Origin of the sequence: Rhodobacter capsulatus, assembly GCF_005144475.1 — a bacterium.
GTDB classification, from domain to species: domain Bacteria; phylum Pseudomonadota; class Alphaproteobacteria; order Rhodobacterales; family Rhodobacteraceae; genus Rhodobacter; species Rhodobacter capsulatus_C.
The window spans coordinates 1-16,420 of sequence record NZ_SWJZ01000104.1; the positions used below are offsets into that span (position 1 = coordinate 1).

Annotated in this window: 16 protein-coding genes and 1 pseudogene; 2 read left to right on the forward strand and 15 right to left on the reverse strand. The window is 66.7% G+C overall.

Annotation, left to right across the window (positions count from 1 at the left end; genetic code table 11):
• Both FBT96_RS18340 and FBT96_RS18345 read right to left on the reverse strand, forming a co-directional pair.
• Positions 1-209, reverse strand: a 209-nt coding sequence (locus FBT96_RS18340) for a GDP-mannose 4,6-dehydratase (RefSeq protein ID WP_136909229.1), incomplete at its 3' end; no start/stop codon positions are given.
• Positions 210-408: 199 nt separating this feature from the next.
• Complete coding sequence (locus FBT96_RS18345) at positions 409-588, reverse strand: hypothetical protein (protein ID WP_136909231.1); 180 nt, start codon at positions 586-588, stop codon at positions 409-411.
• A gap of 324 nt (positions 589-912) precedes the next feature.
• On the opposite strand from FBT96_RS18345, the gene FBT96_RS18350 reads away from it, so the two are divergent.
• On the forward strand, positions 913-1,410 hold the full coding sequence (locus FBT96_RS18350) for a hypothetical protein (RefSeq protein WP_136909233.1): 498 nt from the start codon (positions 913-915) through the stop codon (positions 1,408-1,410).
• A 60-nt stretch (positions 1,411-1,470) separates the two neighbouring features.
• Here the strand turns inward: FBT96_RS18350 and FBT96_RS18355 are convergent, their stop codons facing one another.
• The 13 genes from FBT96_RS18355 to FBT96_RS18415 form a co-directional block, all read right to left on the reverse strand.
• A complete protein-coding gene (locus FBT96_RS18355; RefSeq protein WP_136909235.1) occupies positions 1,471-1,767 on the reverse strand; it encodes a hypothetical protein in 297 nt (98 codons plus the stop codon).
• An 80-nt stretch (positions 1,768-1,847) separates the two neighbouring features.
• Positions 1,848-2,450, reverse strand: a complete 603-nt coding sequence (locus FBT96_RS18360) for a YjbF family lipoprotein (RefSeq protein ID WP_136909237.1) — start codon at positions 2,448-2,450, stop codon at positions 1,848-1,850.
• A complete protein-coding gene (locus FBT96_RS18365; protein WP_169583600.1) occupies positions 2,447-4,522 on the reverse strand; it encodes a YjbH domain-containing protein in 2,076 nt (691 codons plus the stop codon). Before FBT96_RS18365 ends, FBT96_RS18360 begins: the two co-directional genes overlap by 4 nt.
• Positions 4,523-4,711: 189 nt before the next feature.
• Positions 4,712-6,904, reverse strand: a complete 2,193-nt coding sequence (locus tag FBT96_RS18370) for a polysaccharide biosynthesis tyrosine autokinase (protein WP_136909240.1) — start codon at positions 6,902-6,904, stop codon at positions 4,712-4,714.
• A gap of 77 nt (positions 6,905-6,981) precedes the next feature.
• A complete protein-coding gene (locus FBT96_RS18375) occupies positions 6,982-7,440 on the reverse strand; it encodes an arsenate reductase/protein-tyrosine-phosphatase family protein (protein WP_136909242.1) in 459 nt (152 codons plus the stop codon).
• A 5-nt stretch (positions 7,441-7,445) separates the two neighbouring features.
• A complete protein-coding gene (locus tag FBT96_RS18380) occupies positions 7,446-8,522 on the reverse strand; it encodes a polysaccharide export protein (RefSeq protein ID WP_136909244.1) in 1,077 nt (358 codons plus the stop codon).
• A 102-nt stretch (positions 8,523-8,624) separates the two neighbouring features.
• Positions 8,625-9,461, reverse strand: a complete 837-nt coding sequence (gene gluQRS / locus FBT96_RS18385) for a tRNA glutamyl-Q(34) synthetase GluQRS (RefSeq protein ID WP_136909246.1) — start codon at positions 9,459-9,461, stop codon at positions 8,625-8,627.
• A complete protein-coding gene (gene trmFO / locus FBT96_RS18390; protein ID WP_136909249.1) occupies positions 9,458-10,798 on the reverse strand; it encodes a methylenetetrahydrofolate--tRNA-(uracil(54)-C(5))-methyltransferase (FADH(2)-oxidizing) TrmFO in 1,341 nt (446 codons plus the stop codon). Before trmFO ends, gluQRS begins: the two co-directional genes overlap by 4 nt.
• A gap of 81 nt (positions 10,799-10,879) precedes the next feature.
• Positions 10,880-11,230 carry a DUF6614 family protein gene (locus FBT96_RS18395; protein WP_136909251.1) on the reverse strand — a complete coding sequence of 117 codons (351 nt, stop codon included), beginning with the start codon at positions 11,228-11,230 and terminating at the stop codon, positions 10,880-10,882.
• 60 nt (positions 11,231-11,290) lie between these two features.
• Positions 11,291-11,995 (reverse strand): hypothetical protein, encoded by a 705-nt coding sequence (locus FBT96_RS18400; RefSeq protein WP_136909253.1) that lies wholly within the window; start codon positions 11,993-11,995, stop codon positions 11,291-11,293.
• A 29-nt stretch (positions 11,996-12,024) separates the two neighbouring features.
• Complete coding sequence (gyrA, locus tag FBT96_RS18405; protein ID WP_249306564.1) at positions 12,025-14,676, reverse strand: DNA gyrase subunit A; 2,652 nt, start codon at positions 14,674-14,676, stop codon at positions 12,025-12,027.
• Between the two features lie 251 nt (positions 14,677-14,927).
• On the reverse strand, positions 14,928-15,413 hold the full coding sequence (locus FBT96_RS18410) for a disulfide bond formation protein B (protein WP_136909257.1): 486 nt from the start codon (positions 15,411-15,413) through the stop codon (positions 14,928-14,930).
• A gap of 2 nt (positions 15,414-15,415) precedes the next feature.
• Complete coding sequence (locus FBT96_RS18415; RefSeq protein WP_136909259.1) at positions 15,416-16,000, reverse strand: YqaA family protein; 585 nt, start codon at positions 15,998-16,000, stop codon at positions 15,416-15,418.
• Between the two features lie 198 nt (positions 16,001-16,198).
• On the opposite strand from FBT96_RS18415, the pseudogene FBT96_RS18420 reads away from it, so the two are divergent.
• Positions 16,199-16,403: pseudogene (locus tag FBT96_RS18420) on the forward strand (neutral zinc metallopeptidase); the annotation flags it as partial.
• Positions 16,404-16,420: the final 17 nt, after the last annotated feature.

The following is a 16,420-nucleotide window of genomic DNA, read 5'->3' on the forward strand; positions in this document are numbered from 1 at the left end:
TGATCTTCCAGCATCGCCTCGGTCGCGGTGAAATTGGGATGCTCGCGCAAGATCGCATGGCGGCGCTGCTTCAGGGTGACGTCGTAGTAATCCGTCATCCCGTCATAGCCCTGCACCCGGAACCCCTCGGCCAGCAGCTGCCGCGCAAGGTGAAAGCCGATGAACCCGGCGGTGCCGGTGATCAGGATGCGGGGAAGGTCTGCGCTCAAGGCAATGTCTCCGTTCTTGGACAAAGGGCGTCGCGCCCCGGCGCGGATCGACGGAAGCTTCGCGCTCTTTGCCTTCGGTGCGATCTTGCCAATGCCATCCGCCGAGAGCGCCGTCAATTCCGGCCCGCCCGCGGTCAGGCGGCGATCGGTCGTGCGGATCCCGGGGACAGGACCGGGCCGCCCGGGACGACAGCCCCCCTCAGGCCCGGGTCACCCGCGCCTCCGGCGGATCGGCCTCGGCGACCGGATCCGCCGCGGGCGGCGCCGGATCATCCTCGTCATAGTGCGGCGGCTGGTCCCGCACGAGCCCGAGCCTCGCGTTGAGCGCCATCCACAGGATCGCACAAACCGGGAAGATGAGAAGGAAAAGCGCCGACATCAGTCCGATACCTTTTTCAGAAGGGCCTAGCACAGGATGCGCAGGAAATCACTACCGATCCGTTAAGCATGTTCGGGAGCCGACTGTGCGCCCGACTGTGCGCCCGAGCATGCGGCGGACCGGCGCGGGACACCGCCCGCCAAGGCCAGGCCGCCGGAAAATCCGGTCCATTCGCCTCAAGTTTGACACGAAGAACCGCGCCCCGGCCCGGGCCCTGCTCACCACTCCTTAAGATCCTTGCTGTCTGCTGGTTTTCGGGTGTCGGGGAAGCATGATGGTGAGGGCCATCCCCCCGACGTGAAGTGGGAACGAAGGGGTAATCTTATGTGGGAACAGGCAACCCGCCTGCGGGCCCTGCCGCGCTTTGCCGCGCGCAGGATCGCAGGCGCTCTCGTGGTCTTTGGATTGATCGGCGTGCCGCCGGAGACGCCACGGGCGCAAGAGCTTTATCTGGCCGCCAATCCGATCATCGTCACCGCGGACCGGGGCGGTTATCTTGGCAAACGCAGCGATCAGATCGACCGGATGCGCTCGATCGGGCAGCGTGTGGAGCTGCGCGGCACCTGCCTGTCGGCCTGCACCATGTATCTGAGCCTGCCCAATGTCTGCGTTGCGCCGAATGCGGTTCTGGGCTTTCACGGCCCGAGCAAGAACGGCATTCCGTTGCCGGAGCGCGATTTCGACTATTGGTCGCAGGTGATGGCCCGCAATTACAGCGAGCCGCTGCGCTCGTGGTTCATGACGAAGGCGCGCTTCATCACCAACGGCTACTACAAGGTCAGCGGCGCAGAGCTGATCCGGATGGGCTATCCGCAATGCTGAGCCGCCACTGAACACCCCGGCGGACCCTGTCGGATCCGCCGGAACCGTCGTGTTCGGCGCTTATTGCGTGTCGGTGGTGGCCCCGCCGCCGCCGCCCGCCACGGCCGCGGCCACGACACCGGCCGCCGCCACACCGCCAAGGGCACCAAGACCGCCCAGAAGCGGCAGGAAACCGGTGGCTTCAGGGTCGACACCGGCGTCTTTCGCGGCATCGGCAGCCCCGCCCGGGGCGGGCTGGGCCGCAGGCGCCTGCGCGGCCGGCGCCTTGGCCGAGACCCGCGCCGCGCCCGGAACTTGCTGCGCCTGGGCCGCAAAAGGCAGGGCGCACAGAAGGCATGCAAGACAGATTTTCTTCATGATCGTCTCCCGAATAATTTGCTTCAAGATATCATGCGGCGCCTTGTGTGCAAAGCGTGTCAGCCCGCATGAGGGGCATTTCAGCCGCTTCTGCCGGGCATTGCGGCAGTTTCGCCCAGGTTGAACGGCCCGACATCGACATATCCCACCGCGGGAGAGAGCCATTGCCGGGATTTTGCCACCCTCCCGGCCGAATCAAGCTCGAAGACATTGGTGAAGGCGTGGTTGCGCGCGCGGCAGCTTTCCTCGAACCGGCGCAGCCCGTTTTCGCCCCCCAGAGCCCGCATCACACAGCCCGCGGTCAGCCAGGTCGAGTGGTTGTCACCGGTCAGATAGCGCAGCTTGCGCCGGTAGACCCCCTCCGCCTGCCCGGCCAGCGCGGCGCGGGTGGGGGCGGCATCGGCCCCCATCAGATCGTCGCCCAGACCGCGGCTGGCGACCAGAATGCCGTCATCGAAGGAGAGCGTGATCCGGTCGATCGTCTGCCAGGTGCTGACCGTGCCATTCTGCCCCACCGGGCGCAGCACCGCCCGGGCCTTGCGCGCGGGCAGATCGGCGTGGATCAGCGGCGCGGTCAGAAACGGCTGCGCGGCGGCGGTCAGCTCGGCCTGCTGCCGCGGCGAGGGCCCGCAACCGGCCAGAGCCGCGGCGCAGGCAAGCAGAACAAGCGCTTTCGTCGTCATTTCCAGAACCGCCCCCAGGATGCATCCAGCGCCGAGGCCTGCTGGCCGCGCACGGTTTCGTAAAGCCGCCCCGGCACGGAAAGCCGCGCGCCGCCGTCACGCTGCACCGGGCGGATCGTGGTGTTGATCGCCCGCCGTTCCGGCTTGCCGGTGATCCAGTCGATCGGGATCGTCAGCGAAATGCCCTTGTCGAAAGAGCCCTCGCCGAAATCCTCGGAGGAGACATTGGTGCGGGTGGCGAAAGCGCCGATCTTCCAGCCGTTGTCGAATTCGCGCGCCAGCGTCAGGGTCGCCCCGGTGTCGCCCGCCAGATAGCGGCCAAGGTCAAGCTGGGCCGTGTAGCCGCGGTCGAACTGGTAATAGGCCGAGACATGCCCGGTCACGACATCGTAATCGCGAAAGCCGAACATGTCGTCAAAGGCGCGCTGCTTGGCCCAGTTCACCTCGGCCCCCAGCGCAAGGCGGCTGTTTTGCGGCTTCCAGAGCAGTTCCGAGGACACCCCGCCATACATCTGTTCCAGAAGCCCAAGCGTCACCCGGCCATAAAGATCCTGCCCGGGCCGGACATACCAGGCGGCGGTCAGCTCGGTCAGGCTGGTGTCGCTGCCCTTGGCGTAAAGATAGCCGTCCGAGCGCACATGCGGCAGCACCGAGGTCGAGGGGCGGATGGTCTTGTCAAGGTTGCCGACCAGTTTCTGTTGCAGCCGCCCCGAAAAGACCAGGCCCGCCCTCGGCTCATAGCGGGCCGTGGCCGCCGCCCCGGCATCGAGGCGCAACGGCGAATCCGGGTCGAAGAAGCTTGGCGTCAGATAGGGTTCCAGCGCCGCGGTGAAGGCCGGAAAATGACCGCCGTTCAGCGGCAGCGACTGCGGCGCATCGGTGATCCGGGTGCGGGCGCGCATCAGATCGGAGGCGACGGGGTGGAATTCCAGCGCCTCCAGATCGGCGCGGCGAACCAGCACCGAGCTGACCGGCATCCCCTTTTCCGTGAGCCGGATCTCGAAGCGTTCGACATGGGCGGGGGCAAGGCCGGTCAGCGCGCGGGCGGCGCGGCCGGTGGCCTGGGCTGCGATCGGATAGCGGTCGTTGCCGATCTGGATGCGCAGGGTGTCGCCGTCGCGGGCAAGCCCGTGCAGGCTCAGCCCTTCGCGCGCCAGCGCCGTCCGGGCGGCGGCGATCAGCGCGCTGTCGTCCAGATCGGGGCTTGGCCCGGCCTGCGCCGCGCGCGGCACGACGGGCGGCGGCGCCGCATCCAGCCCCGAGCCCATGCGCGGCTGTTTCGGGTTCAGCGCATAGGTGAGTTGCAGCCCGAGTTCCGCACCATAAAGATAGCGCGCAGAAACCGTGGTGCGGTCGTTGTAGCGATAATCGACGCCGAAGTTGAGCGGTGACTTGCGGTCGAAGGCGGCGCCGTCCTCGCGGGCGTAATCGTCCGAGGAATATTCGGCGATCAGCCGCCAGCGGTCGTTCGGGCGCCATTCCACCCCGCCAAAGACGGCGGCATCGCCGCGAAACCAGGTGTTGGCCTGAAAACCACCCCCAAGGCCGGAACTGGCCATGGGCCGATATTTGAACGAATTCTTCAAGACGCCCAGCGGGTTGGTGAAGCCGCCATGAGAGCCGAGCCGCCCCCAGCCCAGCCCGAGCGTCGCCCGAAACCGCGGCGAGAAGGTCTTGCTCGCCACCACATATTCGCCGCCGTAAACGCCGGTGCCGGCGATGTCATTGACCCCGACGGCAAAGGCCGGGCGGTAAATGCCCTCCTCGAGGAAGCGATACTGCAGCGAAAAGCTGCGGTCGTAGCGATAGGGCTCGACCGGGCCGCCGGGATTGCGGCGGATGTCGTAAAGCAGCGCATAGCGGAACGAGGCCGAGAGCCGCTCGGAGATCTGGAAGGTCAGCGCATGCCGGGTCTGGTTCTGGAAATGGCTGACCGCATAGCCCAGCTCGCCGTCGTCCCGGCCGAAGGCGCCGGGCATGTCGATCAGACCGGGCACGCCGTAGCTGTTGTAGCCCCAGGCGGTGCCCTCGGGCCCGGCCGCGGCCGGACCAGCCGACAGTCCCGCGATCACGCAGGCGGAAGAGATCAGAAAAAGTGCTTTCGACGGTCTCGACATTCTGTCACTGCCCTGCCGCTACTATACCTTGAACTTTCGCCCAACCTGCTGTGTCCGTCCGGCGCAGTCAACCAAAAGCAGAACGAAACCGACACGTTATCACCTCGGCGTGTCAGGCCTGCCGCAACGATGCCGCCGCGCCCGTCAGCGTCGATCGGATTTGTAGTCATAGCGGTAGTTGTAATAATGATGGGCGCCGCCATAGCGGGCCCCCTCCTCGACCCGGTAGCCGTTCAGGATCGCCCCGGTGATCGTGCTGCCCGCGGTCTCGAAGGCGCGTTTGACCGCCTCGACCTCGCCCGCCATGGTTTCCAGATGCCGCGCGATGACGATCCGCGCCCCGGTGAAGCGGCCGATCACCACCGGATCGGTCACCGCCAGCGCCGGCGGGCTGTCGATGATCACCAGATCGAAGCGCTCCGACAGAAGCTGCAGCAACGCCTCGAACTCGGCCCGCATCAAAAGCTCGGAGGGGTTGGGCGGAAACCGCCCCGAGGTGATCACCGACAGCCCCGCGACCGGGCCGTCAAGCAGCACCTCCTCCAGCGTGCGTTCCCGCGCCAGATATTCCGACAGCCCCGGCTGGCTTTTCTCCTTGCCGAAATAGCGCCGCAGATAGCCCTTGCGCAGGTCGGCGTCGATCAGGCAGACCCGCTGCCCCGCCTGCGCCACCACCGCGGCGAAATTGACCGAGGTGAAGCTCTTGCCCGCCCCCGGCGCGGCCGAGGTGATCAGGATCGTGTTCGTCCGCGCATCCAGCATGCCGAAATGCAGCGAGGTGCGCAGGCTGCGCAACGCCTCGATCACCAGATCGTCCGGGTTGCTCAGCGCCATGATCGGCAAGGCCCCCTTGCGGCGGCGATGATTGGCCGCCTCGGGCGAGAAATTCACCGTGGCAAAGACCGGCAGACCGAGCTTTTCCAGCTCCTGCGCGCCGCGGATGCCGCGGTTCAGCAACCGCCGCCCGAACACTGCCGCCGCCCCCAGCACCAGCCCCAGCAGCAGCGACACCGTCAGGATCCGCCCCGCCCGCGGCGAGACCTTGGTGTCGCTCGCATAGGCGGTGTCGATGATCCGCACCGAGCCCACGGTCGAGGCCTGCACCACCCGCAATTCCTGCTGCCGGTTCAGAAGCTGCACATAGACCTGCTGCGCGACTTCCAGATTGCGGCTGAGGTTGAAGATTTCCTTTTGCGTTTCCGGCAGGTTGCCGGTCGCCTTGCGCAGATCGGCCAGCTGCGCCTGCAGCGTGGCGCGGTTTTGCACCAGCGCCTGATAGACCGGGTGATTGACCGTGAAGCGGTCCTTCAGCTCTTCTTCCTTCAGCGAAAGCGCGTTCAGCTCGGTCTCGATCTGCGTCGCGCGCTCCAAAAGCGCCTTGGTCTCGTAATCGACATCCACCGATTGCTGCGCCTGCCGATAGGCGTTCAGCGCATCCTGCGCCGCCGCCACCGCCACCGCGGCCTTGGGCAGCTGCGCATCGATGAAGTCCAACGAATTGCGCGCCTCGGCGGCAGAGCGGCTGACGTTCTGGCTCACATAGGCCTGGGCGATCGCATCCAGAATCCGCTCGGCGCGTTCGGGCACCGGATCCTGATAGCTGACCTTCAGGATCGAAGACCCCTTCGGCGCCTCGGAGACGGCGAAGTTTTTCTGCACCTCCTGCACCCTCTCGGGCAGCGCCTGTTTCGACACCAGAAATTCGCGCCCCACCGGCCCTTCGAGCCGGTCGACAAGGATCGTGCCCCCCGCCCCGGGCAGGTTCAGCCGCCGCCGCACCGGCCCCTCCAGCACCGCGCCGTCGGGCAGCGTCAGGCGAAAGATCCCCGGCGCGATGATCCGCACCACCAGATCTTCCCCCAGCAGCGTCTCGGGCAGATCGAGTTGGCTGACCGCGATCGCCTCGTTGCCATGCTGATAGGCCGGAAACAGCAGATCGGGCACCCCCAGCCGCACCGGCAGCATGCCGAGCCCAGGCCAGGGCCGCGGCTCGGCGACGATCTGCAGGTTCAGCCCCTGCACCACCTCGCCCATCACCATCCGCGATTTCATGATCGCCATCTCGGCCTCGCCGGGGGATTTCGTCCCGACATCGCCGCGAAGCAGTTCCTGCATCCCCTCGGGCAGCGCCAGCGCCCCCGATTTCGCCTCCAGCTGCAGCAGCCCCTCGGCCCGATAGACCGGCGTCGCGCGCAAGATCGCGACCGCCCCCAGCGCCAGCGTCGCCGCGGTGATCGCGGCAATCCAGAGCTTGCCCGCCCAAAGATGCGCCGCAAGCTCCATCAGATCGATCTCGTCGGTCTGTTCCGGGGTCGGACGGGGGGCGTTGGGCTTCATCGCAATTTCCTGTCAATCATTCAAACATCAGATCGGGACAAATGGTCCCGGAATGCGCCCCCCCGCCCGGCAAAGGATCAGGAGGAGGCGCCCTTTTCGTCGGGGCGGCCAAGCCGCGCAATCCAGGGTTCGGCCGCGGCGAGGATGCGGTCGCGCGTCGCACGGTGCACGGCCAGATCGCGGCGGAACGGGTCGGCGATGCCCTGCCCGCCGGTCCAGTGGTCAAACAGCATCACCCGGCCCGAAAGCGCCGGAAAGCGGCGGAAGATCTCGGCGCGGTGGCCGGGCTCCATCACCAGGATCAGATCCTGCGCCGCGCCGATCTCGGCGGTCAGCTGCCGCGCGACATGGCCCGACAGATCCAGCCCGACCTCGGCCGCGGCCCGCGCCGCATCGGCATCGGCGCCATGCCCCACCACCGCCGCCAGCCCCGCCGAGGACAGCCGCAGCCCCGGCAAAGCCCGGGCCAGAACGGCTTCCCCCAGCGGAGAGCGGCAGATATTGCCGACACAGACGACCAGAACCGAACGGAACATGGCGCTCAATCCGTGCTGATGTCGCCGGTGGTCTTCACCACCGTCACCGTCGGCAGGATGCTCGAAATCAGCCGGTTCCAGCGATAGACCGGGGCCGAGGTCACATAGATCACGTCTTGCGGCCACAAAACGAAGCGGGTGCCGATCAGATAGGCGGTCGGGTTCGAGGCGTCGAGCTGATAGACGGTGATCCCCATCGGCTCGTCGCGGAAGACGAAGATGCCGCGGGCATCGGCCTTGTCCTCGGCCAGCCCGCCGACCCGGGTCAGCGCCTGGGTCAGGGTGATGTTCTCCTCTGTCAGGTCGATCGTCGAGGGCTTGACGATCTGCCCCAGCAGATAGGCCTCCTGCACCTCCTGCCGCCCGACGCTGACGACATCGCCGTTTTGCAACACCGGGTTGTTGGCGCCGATGCCCTGTTCGAGGAACGCCTTCATGTCGACGTGATGGCTGCGCCCGCCGCGCCGGATGGTGACGGCGCGCGGATCGGCCGTGTCGGTCAGCCCGCCCGCCGCGTCGATCGCATCGAGCAGCGTCAAGGGCACATCGGTCAGCGGCTGGCGGCTGGGGCTGTCCACCTCGCCCGTCACCGAGACCGACTGGCTCTTGTAGCTCGCCACCCGCACCTCGACCTGCGGATCGGGGATGAAGGCGGCAAGCTTCTTGCGCAGATCGTCGCGGATCGCCTCGGGCGTCTTGCCGCGCGCGGGCACCTGCCCGACGTAAGGATAAAAGAACGTGCCATCGGCCTGCACGCGCTGCCCCGCCTGCTCGACCGTGCGCCCGGTGCCCGCCGCTTGCGTCAGCTCGGGGTGATCCCAGACCGTGACATCCAGCACGTCGCCCACGCCGACCCGGTAATCCCAGGCCCCGGAGGACAAGGAGGCCCGGCTGCCCGAAAGATCCCGCGGCGTGTTGAACGCCTCGATATTGTCGGCCGTCAGCTTGACCACGATGACATTGGTGGACATTTCCTCGACCTCGGCCCGGACGGCCTCGGTGCGGACCGGAAAATCGGTCTTGGTCACGTCGCAGGCCCCCAAAAACAGGGCAGACGACGCCGCAAAAACAGCGAATCGCATGAATTCCTCGCAAACTGCTTGGCAAACAGTGGGGTTTTCATACGCGATGCCAGAGGAAAATCCAACCGCCGGTTGCGGCGACAGGACCCGACACGCCGCGATCTAAAGACCGATCAGACGGCGGAGATCGGCGGGCGTGGCCCCCTCGGCGCGGTATTTCGCCAGCGCCCGGGCGTCGTCGCGCTTCGCCAGACGCTTGCCCGCGGCGTCGCGGATCAGGCCATGGTGGTGATAGACCGGCACCGGCAGACCGAGCAGCCGTTGCAGCGTGACATGGATGCAGGTCGCCTCGAACAGATCTTCGCCGCGGGTGACATGGGTCACGCCCTGCGCCGCATCATCCAGCACCACCGCAAGATGATAAGATGTGCCCATCTCGCGCCGGGCCAGGACGACATCGCCGACGGCGCGGATCATCGTTTCGGGGCGGATCTCGTGCCAGCCGCGATGGGCGGGGCCGGTTTCGTCAAAGCCGGTGTCGGTCGCGGCAAGGTCCATGCGCAGGCGCAGCGCGGTTTCGGGCAGCGGCTGGCCCGGCTGCGGACGGCCCCTGTCGCGGCAGGTGCCCGGATAGACGATGCCGTCGGGACCAAGGGGCACCCCCTCCTGCGGCGCCGAGGCCGCCTGTTCGATGTCGCGCCGACTGCAGGCGCAGCTGTAGATAAGCCCCCGTTGCCACAGCGTTTCAAGGGCCTGGCGATAGGCGGGCAGACGGTCGGACTGCCGCAGCACCGGCCCGTCCCAGGTCAGGCCGAGCCAGCGCAGATCGTCCAGAAGCTGCGCCTCCCACTGCGGTTTCGCACGCGCGCGGTCGATATCCTCGATGCGCAGCAAAAACCGCCCGCCCGCCGCCCGCGCCATGTCATGCGCCAGGATCGCCGCATAGGCATGACCCAGATGCAGCGGGCCGGTGGGCGAAGGCGCAAACCGGGTGATCACGCCTGATCGGCGAGCCAGGCGGTGAAGACCTCCTTGGCGCGGTCGGTGTAGCCCTTGTAGCGGTCCTTGCGGCCGCGCCGCCCGCCCCGCGCGTCGTCGAGCGGCGGAAACAGGCCGAAATTCACGTTCATCGGCTGGAAGGTCTTGGCCACCGCGCCGCCGGTGATGTGGTGCACCAGCGAGCCCATCGCGGTCTCATGGCCCGGGGCGGGCAGGCTTGCGCCCTTGATCTCGGCCGCCGCCATCCGCCCCGCCAAAAGCCCCATCGCGGCGCTTTCGACATAGCCCTCGACCCCGGTGACCTGGCCCGCAAAGCGCAGGTTCGGGCGCGCGCGCAGCCGCATCTGATCATCCAGCAGTGTGGGCGAATTCAGGAAGGTGTTGCGGTGAATGCCGCCCAGACGCGCGAAAGACGCCTGCTCAAGCCCGGGAATCATCCTGAAAACAGCGGCTTGCGCGCCATACTTCATCTTGGTCTGAAAGCCGACGATGTTGTAGAGCGTGCCAAGCGCATTGTCGCGGCGCAGCTGCACCACGGCATAGGCCTTGGTCGCCGGATCATGGGCATTCGTCAGCCCCACAGGCTTCATCGGCCCGTGGCGCAGCGTCTCGCGGCCGCGTTCCGCCATCACCTCGATCGGCAGGCAGCCGTCGAAATACCCCGCCGTTTCGCCCGCGTGAAACTCGGTCTTTTCGGCCGCCAACAGCGCGTCGATGAAGGCCTCATACTGAGCCTTGGTCATCGGGCAGTTGATATAGGCGGTGCGTTCTTCCTCGGTCTCGCCCTTGTCATAGCGGCTTTGCCGCCAGGCGACGGACATGTCGATCGTCTCGGCATGCACGATCGGCGCGATCGCGTCGAAGAACGCCAGGCTTTCCGCCCCGGTCACGGCACGGATGCTCTCGGCCAGCGCGCCCGAGGTCAGCGGCCCGGTGGCGATGATCCAATGCCCGTCGGTGGGCAGCTCGGTGATCTCTTCTTCCGCGACGGAAATCAGCGGATGCGCCCGCAGGGTCGCGGTGACGGCGGCCGAGAACGCCTCGCGGTCAACGGCCAGCGCCCCGCCCGCGGGCAGCGCATGGCGGTCGGCCGTGGCCATGATCAGCCCGCCCGCCGCGCGCATTTCCCAATGCAGAAGGCCGACGGCGTTCCTTTCGTCGTCATCCGACCGGAAGGAATTCGAGCAGACCATTTCGGCGAAATCGCCGGAACGATGCGCAAAGGTGCCGATGCGGGGACGCATTTCGTGCAGCACCACGGACACGCCCGCCTGTGCCGCCTGCCACGCCGCTTCCGAGCCGGCCAGACCGGCGCCGATGATGTGTAATCTGTCCATGCCGCCTGATACCGCCCCAAAGCGCAGCGCGCAACGGGATCAGATCGGCGGGATCAGATCGGCGGGATCAGATCGGCGGGATCAGATCAGCGCCACGCGCTCGCGCCGTTCGGCATCGGGGAAGGGCCGGTAAAGCCCGACCGAGTAAGAGGCGATCATCGCATGCATCAGCTCGTAATGCCGCATCTCGCCCTCGGTGAATTGCGCGACCGAGCGGAACGCCTTTTCCAGCGCGGCCATGTTTTCGAATTCGACTTCCAGGATGAACCCGGTATGCGGCCCCGAGGCCAGCCCCATCTTGCGCCGCATCAGCCGCCAGCCGCCGATCAGGCCTTCCTGCTTCAGCTCGCTCATCCATTGTTCGACCGAGGCGGCAAAGGCCAGGGCCTTGGCATCGCTCTTCAGCTCGATCATGCAGTGGTAAAGATCCATGCTTTTCTCCCTCGGGCAGAGACAGAAAAGCATGGATGTCTTGAGAATGGCTTAAGCGGCTCAGTTGCCGATGATCGACTGCGACAGCCCGCGCTTGCCGAAGGTGACGCCATTGCCGCCCATCAAGAGCTTCACGCCCAGCCCCAGGGTCAGCTCGCGGTCCGACTGGTTGCCATCGACCAGCCCGAGCGAGCCGTCGATCTTCACCCCCGAGGGCATCGCATAGCCCACCGTCGCGTCAAAGGCGGTGGTGTCCGAGCCGTGATCGGCATTGACCGTCTCCACCCGGCCGCCCAGCGACAGCGCGTCGGTCAGCGCATAGCGGCCATCAAGGCCAAGGATCGTCGCGTCATTGCCGTCGTTCTTCAGCAGCGTCGCATTGCCCTCGACGGTCAGCAGGCCGAAGTCATGCGTGGCCTCCAGCCCGTAATGCTCCATGTGATTGCCGCCGACCCATTCGTGGCCCAGAAAGCCGCCGACCGCGAAGCCGTCGTTCACATGGCCGATCGCATGCAGGGTGACGTTCGTCGCCTCGTCGTTGCTGTTGGTGAAATGGTGCTGCGCGACATCCAGCTGCGCGGCAAAGCCCGGGGTGAAGCCATATTCCACCGCGCCTTCGAGCGCGAGATTGTTCTTGTGCCGCTGCTGGCCCTCGGCCAGCCCCGACCAGCTGAAACCAAGCTCCGCGCCGCGCACCGAGCCCTCGGCCAGGACGCTGACGGGAAGCAGCGCCGCAACCAGCGCCAGCGGGACAATCTTCTGCATCTTCAACCTCATGGAGTTTGTTCTTGGTCTTACGCTTCGGCCTCGTCATCGCCCGGATCGGCCACGCGGGCGACCGAGACGACCTCTTCTTCGGCGCCGGTGTTGAACACCTTCACCCCCCCGGCCGCGCGGGAGCGGAAGGAGATCCCCGCCACCGGGCAGCGGATCGATTGCCCGGTCGAGGTCGCCAGCATCACCTGATCGGTCGGCTCGACCGGGAAGGAGGCCACCAGCGCCCCGCCCCGCATCGATTTTTCAAACGCCGTGACGCCCTGACCGCCGCGGCCGCGCACCGGATAGCTGTGGCTCGAGGAAATCTTGCCCAGCCCCTTGGCGGTGATCGTCAGGATCAGATCCTGCGCCGCCAGCATTTCGGCATAACGGGCGTCAGACAGCACGCCTTCGGTGCCCTCGGCCTCGTCCTCGGCATCGCGTTCGGTCTCAAGCTCATCCTCGGTCTCGCCGCCCAGTTCGGCGCGGTAGCGCTTGACGAAGGCTTCGCGTTCCCAGGGTTCGGCCTCGAAATGGCGGATCACCGACATCGAAACGACCTTGTCGCCCGCGGCCAGCCGCACGCCGCGCACGCCGGTCGAGGAGCGGCCCTTGAAGATCCGCACCTCCGGCACCGGGAAGCGGATGGCCCGGCCCGAGGCCGTCACCAGCATGATGTCGTCGTCCTCGTGGCACATCCGCGTATCAACCAGCGTCACGCCTTCGGGCAGCTCCATCGCGCGTTTGCCGTTCCGCATCACCTTGGCGAAGTCCGACAGCGCGTTGCGGCGCACGTCGCCATCCGAGGTGGCGAAGAAGACCTGGAACTCCTCCCAGGTTTCCTCGGGCTCGTCGACCGGCATCAGCGAGGCGACGCTGACCCCTTGCGGGATCGGCAGGATATTGACGATCGCCTTGCCCTTCGAGGTGCGGCCCGCCAGCGGCAGACGCCAGCATTTCAGGCTGTAGACCATGCCATCGGTGGTGAAGAACAACAGCTGCGTATGGGTGTTGGCGACGAAAAGCGTGGTGACGACATCGTCTTCCTTCGTCGCCATCGAGGCCAGCCCCTTGCCGCCGCGGCGCTGCGCGCGGAATTCGGCCAAAGGCGTGCGCTTGATGTAGCCGCCCGAGGTGATGGTCACCACCATGTCCTCGCGCTCGATCAGGTCTTCGTCGTCCAGATCGCCCGCCCAGTCGACGATTTCGGTGCGGCGCGGCACGGCATGGGCGGCGCGGACCTCGCGCAGCTCATTGGCGATGATCTCCATGATCCGCTCGCGCGAGGCCAGAATCGCCAGATAATCGCGGATCTTGCCCGCGAGTTCGGCGAGTTCCTCGGTGACTTCCTGCACCCCCATCGCGGTCAGGCGCTGCAGCCGCAGATCAAGGATCGCGCGGGCCTGCACTTCCGACAGGTTGTAGGTGCCGTCGTCGTTGACCGGATGCAGCGGATCGTCGATCAGCCGCAGATATTCGACGATCTCATGCGCGGGCCAGCGCCGTTCCATCAGCCGGTCGCGGGCCTCGGCCGGATCCTTCGAGGAGCGGATCGTCGCGACAACCTCGTCGACGTTCGACACGGCCACGGCCAGACCGCACAGGATATGGCTGCGTTCGCGCGCCTTGCGCAGCTCGTAAGCCGTGCGCCGCGCCACGACTTCCTCGCGGAAGGTGATGAAATGGCTCAGGAAATCGCGAAGCGTCAGCTGCTCCGGCCGCCCCCCGTTCAAGGCCAGCATGTTGCAGCCGAAGGACGTTTGCAGCGCGGTGAAGCGGTAAAGCTGGTTCAGCACGACATCGGCCGTGGCATCGCGCTTCAGCTCGATCACCACCCGCACGCCGACGCGGTCGCTTTCGTCGGCGATCGAGGCGATGCCCTCCAGCTTCTTCTCGCGGACCAGATCGGCCATCTTCTCGATCATCGTCGCCTTGTTCACCTGATAGGGAATCTCGTCGACGATGATGGCGAAGCGGTCCTTGCGGATCTCCTCGATCCGGGTTTTCGCCCGGATGATCACCGAGCCGCGGCCTTCCAGATAGGCCTTGCGGGCGCCGCCGCGGCCCATGATCTGCGCGCCGGTCGGGAAATCGGGGCCGGGCACATAGTCCATCAGCCCTTCCGAGGTCAGATCCGGGTTCTCGATCAGCGCCAGCGTCGCGTCGATCACCTCGCCCAGATTGTGCGGCGGGATGTTCGTGGCCATGCCGACGGCGATGCCGCCCGCGCCATTGACCAGCATGTTCGGGAACCGCGCCGGCAGAACCGTGGGTTCGCGGTCCTTGCCGTCATAGTTGTCCTGGAAATCGACCGTGTCCTTTTCGATGTCGGCCAGCAGGAACGAGGCGGGCTTGTCCATCCGCACTTCGGTGTAGCGCATCGCCGCGGCGCTGTCGCCGTCCATCGAGCCGAAGTTGCCCTGCCCGTCCAGAAGCGGTAGCGACATCGAGAAGTCCTGCGCCATCCGCACCAGCGCGTCATAGATCGCGGCGTCGCCATGCGGGTGGTATTTCCCCATCACGTCGCCCACCGGACGCGCCGATTTGCGATAGGGCTTGTCATGCGTGTTGCCGGTTTCATGCATCGCATAAAGGATGCGCCGGTGCACGGGTTTGAGCCCGTCGCGCAGGTCGGGAATGGCGCGGCTCACGATCACGCTCATCGCGTAATCGAGATAGGCGGTCTTCATTTCCTCGGCGATGGAAACCACCGGGCCCGCATGGTGGGCACGTTTCGGGGTGTCGCCGGAGGGGTCCGAGGTGTCGATGATATCGGTCACGCGGGGCTTCTTCTGCCAGATTTTGTTGTCCCGCCTTATATCGCAACCCATGGCTTGGGTGCAACGGCGAATGGCGCGCCTGGGGGCAAAGGTCTGATTTTGCGTATTTGGACCAAGAAGAAACCGCGGCTTCTTCCTGGCTCAAAGACGCCCTTGCGCGCTCAGCGGCGGGCGCGACGATCGCCCAGGGCCGCGGCGATCCAGAGGCCGGCGAAGATCAGCGAGACGACCGCGTTCAGGTTCGGCATGGTGATGCCCAGGACCTGCCAGGCGATCTCGTCGCAGCGCACCAGCGGCGCGGCGGAAATCTGCGCCATCAGATCCTGCGCCGAGAGGCTTGAAATCGGGTTCGAGGTGCAGCTGTCGGGACCGGCGAAGATGTGGCGCTCGACGCCGGAATGATAAAGGCCGAAGCCGCTTGTGGTCAGCGCCGCCAGCGCGCCGAAACCGGCAAAGGCCATCGGCAGCCGGAAGAGCAGCATCAGCGCCCCCAGAATGGCCGCGACCAGATGCGGCCAGCGCTGCAGCACGCACAGATCGCAGGGCGGAAATCCCAGCGCTTGAAACACCAGCGCCGCGATCAGCACCGCGGCCGAACCGGCGGCGGCAAGCGCGACAAGCCCGCGCGGGGTCAGGATCGGGGGCATGTTCAGGCTCCTTTCAGGACAAACCAGGCCGCGGCGAGCACAAGCAGCACCCCGCCCGCAACCCAGGCCAGACGGCGCTCGACAAAGGTGGCGATGCGTTCGCCGAATCGCGCCAGCAGCCAGCCAAGGCCGTAAAACCGCGCCGAGCGCGCGACGATGGCCGAGAGGATGAACAGCACCGGATCGAAGCTGAGCACCCCGGCCAGGATCGTCACCACCTTCATTGGCGGCATATGCGCCAGCCCCGAGGTGACCAGCATGAGCAGGATCGCCCAGGTGCCCGCGCCGTCGCGCAAGGCGTCAAAGGTCGCGATCTTGCCCGTGGCCTCCAGGAAAGGCCGCGCCAGCAGGTCGAAGGCGTAATGGCCGATGCACCAGCCGAAGATGCCGCCCAGAACCGAGGTGACCGAGGCGATCAGCGCATAGCGCCAGATCCTGTCGGGCCGCGCCAGCCCCATCGGCACGAAAAGCACGTCGGCCGGGATCGGAAAGAACGAGCTTTCGGTGAAGGAAATGACCCCAAGCGCCCATTCCGCGCGCCGATGCCGGGCAAGGCCGAGGGTCCAGCGGTAAAGTCGATCGAACATGGGCCCCCGCGGCTGTTCCGGCGTCTGGCCGTGCATCGCAAGGCGGGGGGGCGACGTCAAGCCGGGGCGCGTCGTTTTTCCCCTGTCCGGGGCGGCTTTGCGGGGCTGATTTCGAAACCGTGATCGCGAGGGGCGCGGGCGGGCGCGGCCGGGGCGCAGGCGCTTTCGGCGCGGCTCGAGTGGCAGGCGGAGTGTTTTGCCGGGGTCCGGGCGCATCCTGCCGCCGCGGACCCCGGCACGTTCGAGCGCGGCGGCGCGGATCGGCGACGACATGCTGGCGCGCCGCCCGATGCCCGACAGCTTTACCCATGGCAGTCCGGATCAGCGCCAGGTCCGGTTCGCCCGGGGCTGCAAGACCGGCCGGGTCGCGGCCTGCGACAGCTTTGCCCGGATCGCGCCTTGAACCTGCCGCGCCGTTTG

Coding starts and splice junctions, on each gene's coding strand:
- FBT96_RS18345 (WP_136909231.1), bottom strand. CDS start 588: ATGTCGGCGCTTTTCCTTCTCATCTTCCCGGTTTGTGCGATCCTGTGG.
- FBT96_RS18350 (WP_136909233.1), top strand. CDS start 913: ATGTGGGAACAGGCAACCCGCCTGCGGGCCCTGCCGCGCTTTGCCGCG.
- FBT96_RS18355 (WP_136909235.1), bottom strand. CDS start 1,767: ATGAAGAAAATCTGTCTTGCATGCCTTCTGTGCGCCCTGCCTTTTGCG.
- FBT96_RS18360 (WP_136909237.1), bottom strand. CDS start 2,450: ATGACGACGAAAGCGCTTGTTCTGCTTGCCTGCGCCGCGGCTCTGGCC.
- FBT96_RS18370 (WP_136909240.1), bottom strand. CDS start 6,904: ATGAAGCCCAACGCCCCCCGTCCGACCCCGGAACAGACCGACGAGATC.
- FBT96_RS18375 (WP_136909242.1), bottom strand. CDS start 7,440: ATGTTCCGTTCGGTTCTGGTCGTCTGTGTCGGCAATATCTGCCGCTCT.
- FBT96_RS18380 (WP_136909244.1), bottom strand. CDS start 8,522: ATGCGATTCGCTGTTTTTGCGGCGTCGTCTGCCCTGTTTTTGGGGGCC.
- trmFO (WP_136909249.1), bottom strand. CDS start 10,798: ATGGACAGATTACACATCATCGGCGCCGGTCTGGCCGGCTCGGAAGCG.
- FBT96_RS18395 (WP_136909251.1), bottom strand. CDS start 11,230: ATGGATCTTTACCACTGCATGATCGAGCTGAAGAGCGATGCCAAGGCC.
- FBT96_RS18400 (WP_136909253.1), bottom strand. CDS start 11,995: ATGCAGAAGATTGTCCCGCTGGCGCTGGTTGCGGCGCTGCTTCCCGTC.
- gyrA (WP_249306564.1), bottom strand. CDS start 14,676: ATGAAGACCGCCTATCTCGATTACGCGATGAGCGTGATCGTGAGCCGC.
- FBT96_RS18410 (WP_136909257.1), bottom strand. CDS start 15,413: ATGCCCCCGATCCTGACCCCGCGCGGGCTTGTCGCGCTTGCCGCCGCC.
- FBT96_RS18415 (WP_136909259.1), bottom strand. CDS start 16,000: ATGTTCGATCGACTTTACCGCTGGACCCTCGGCCTTGCCCGGCATCGG.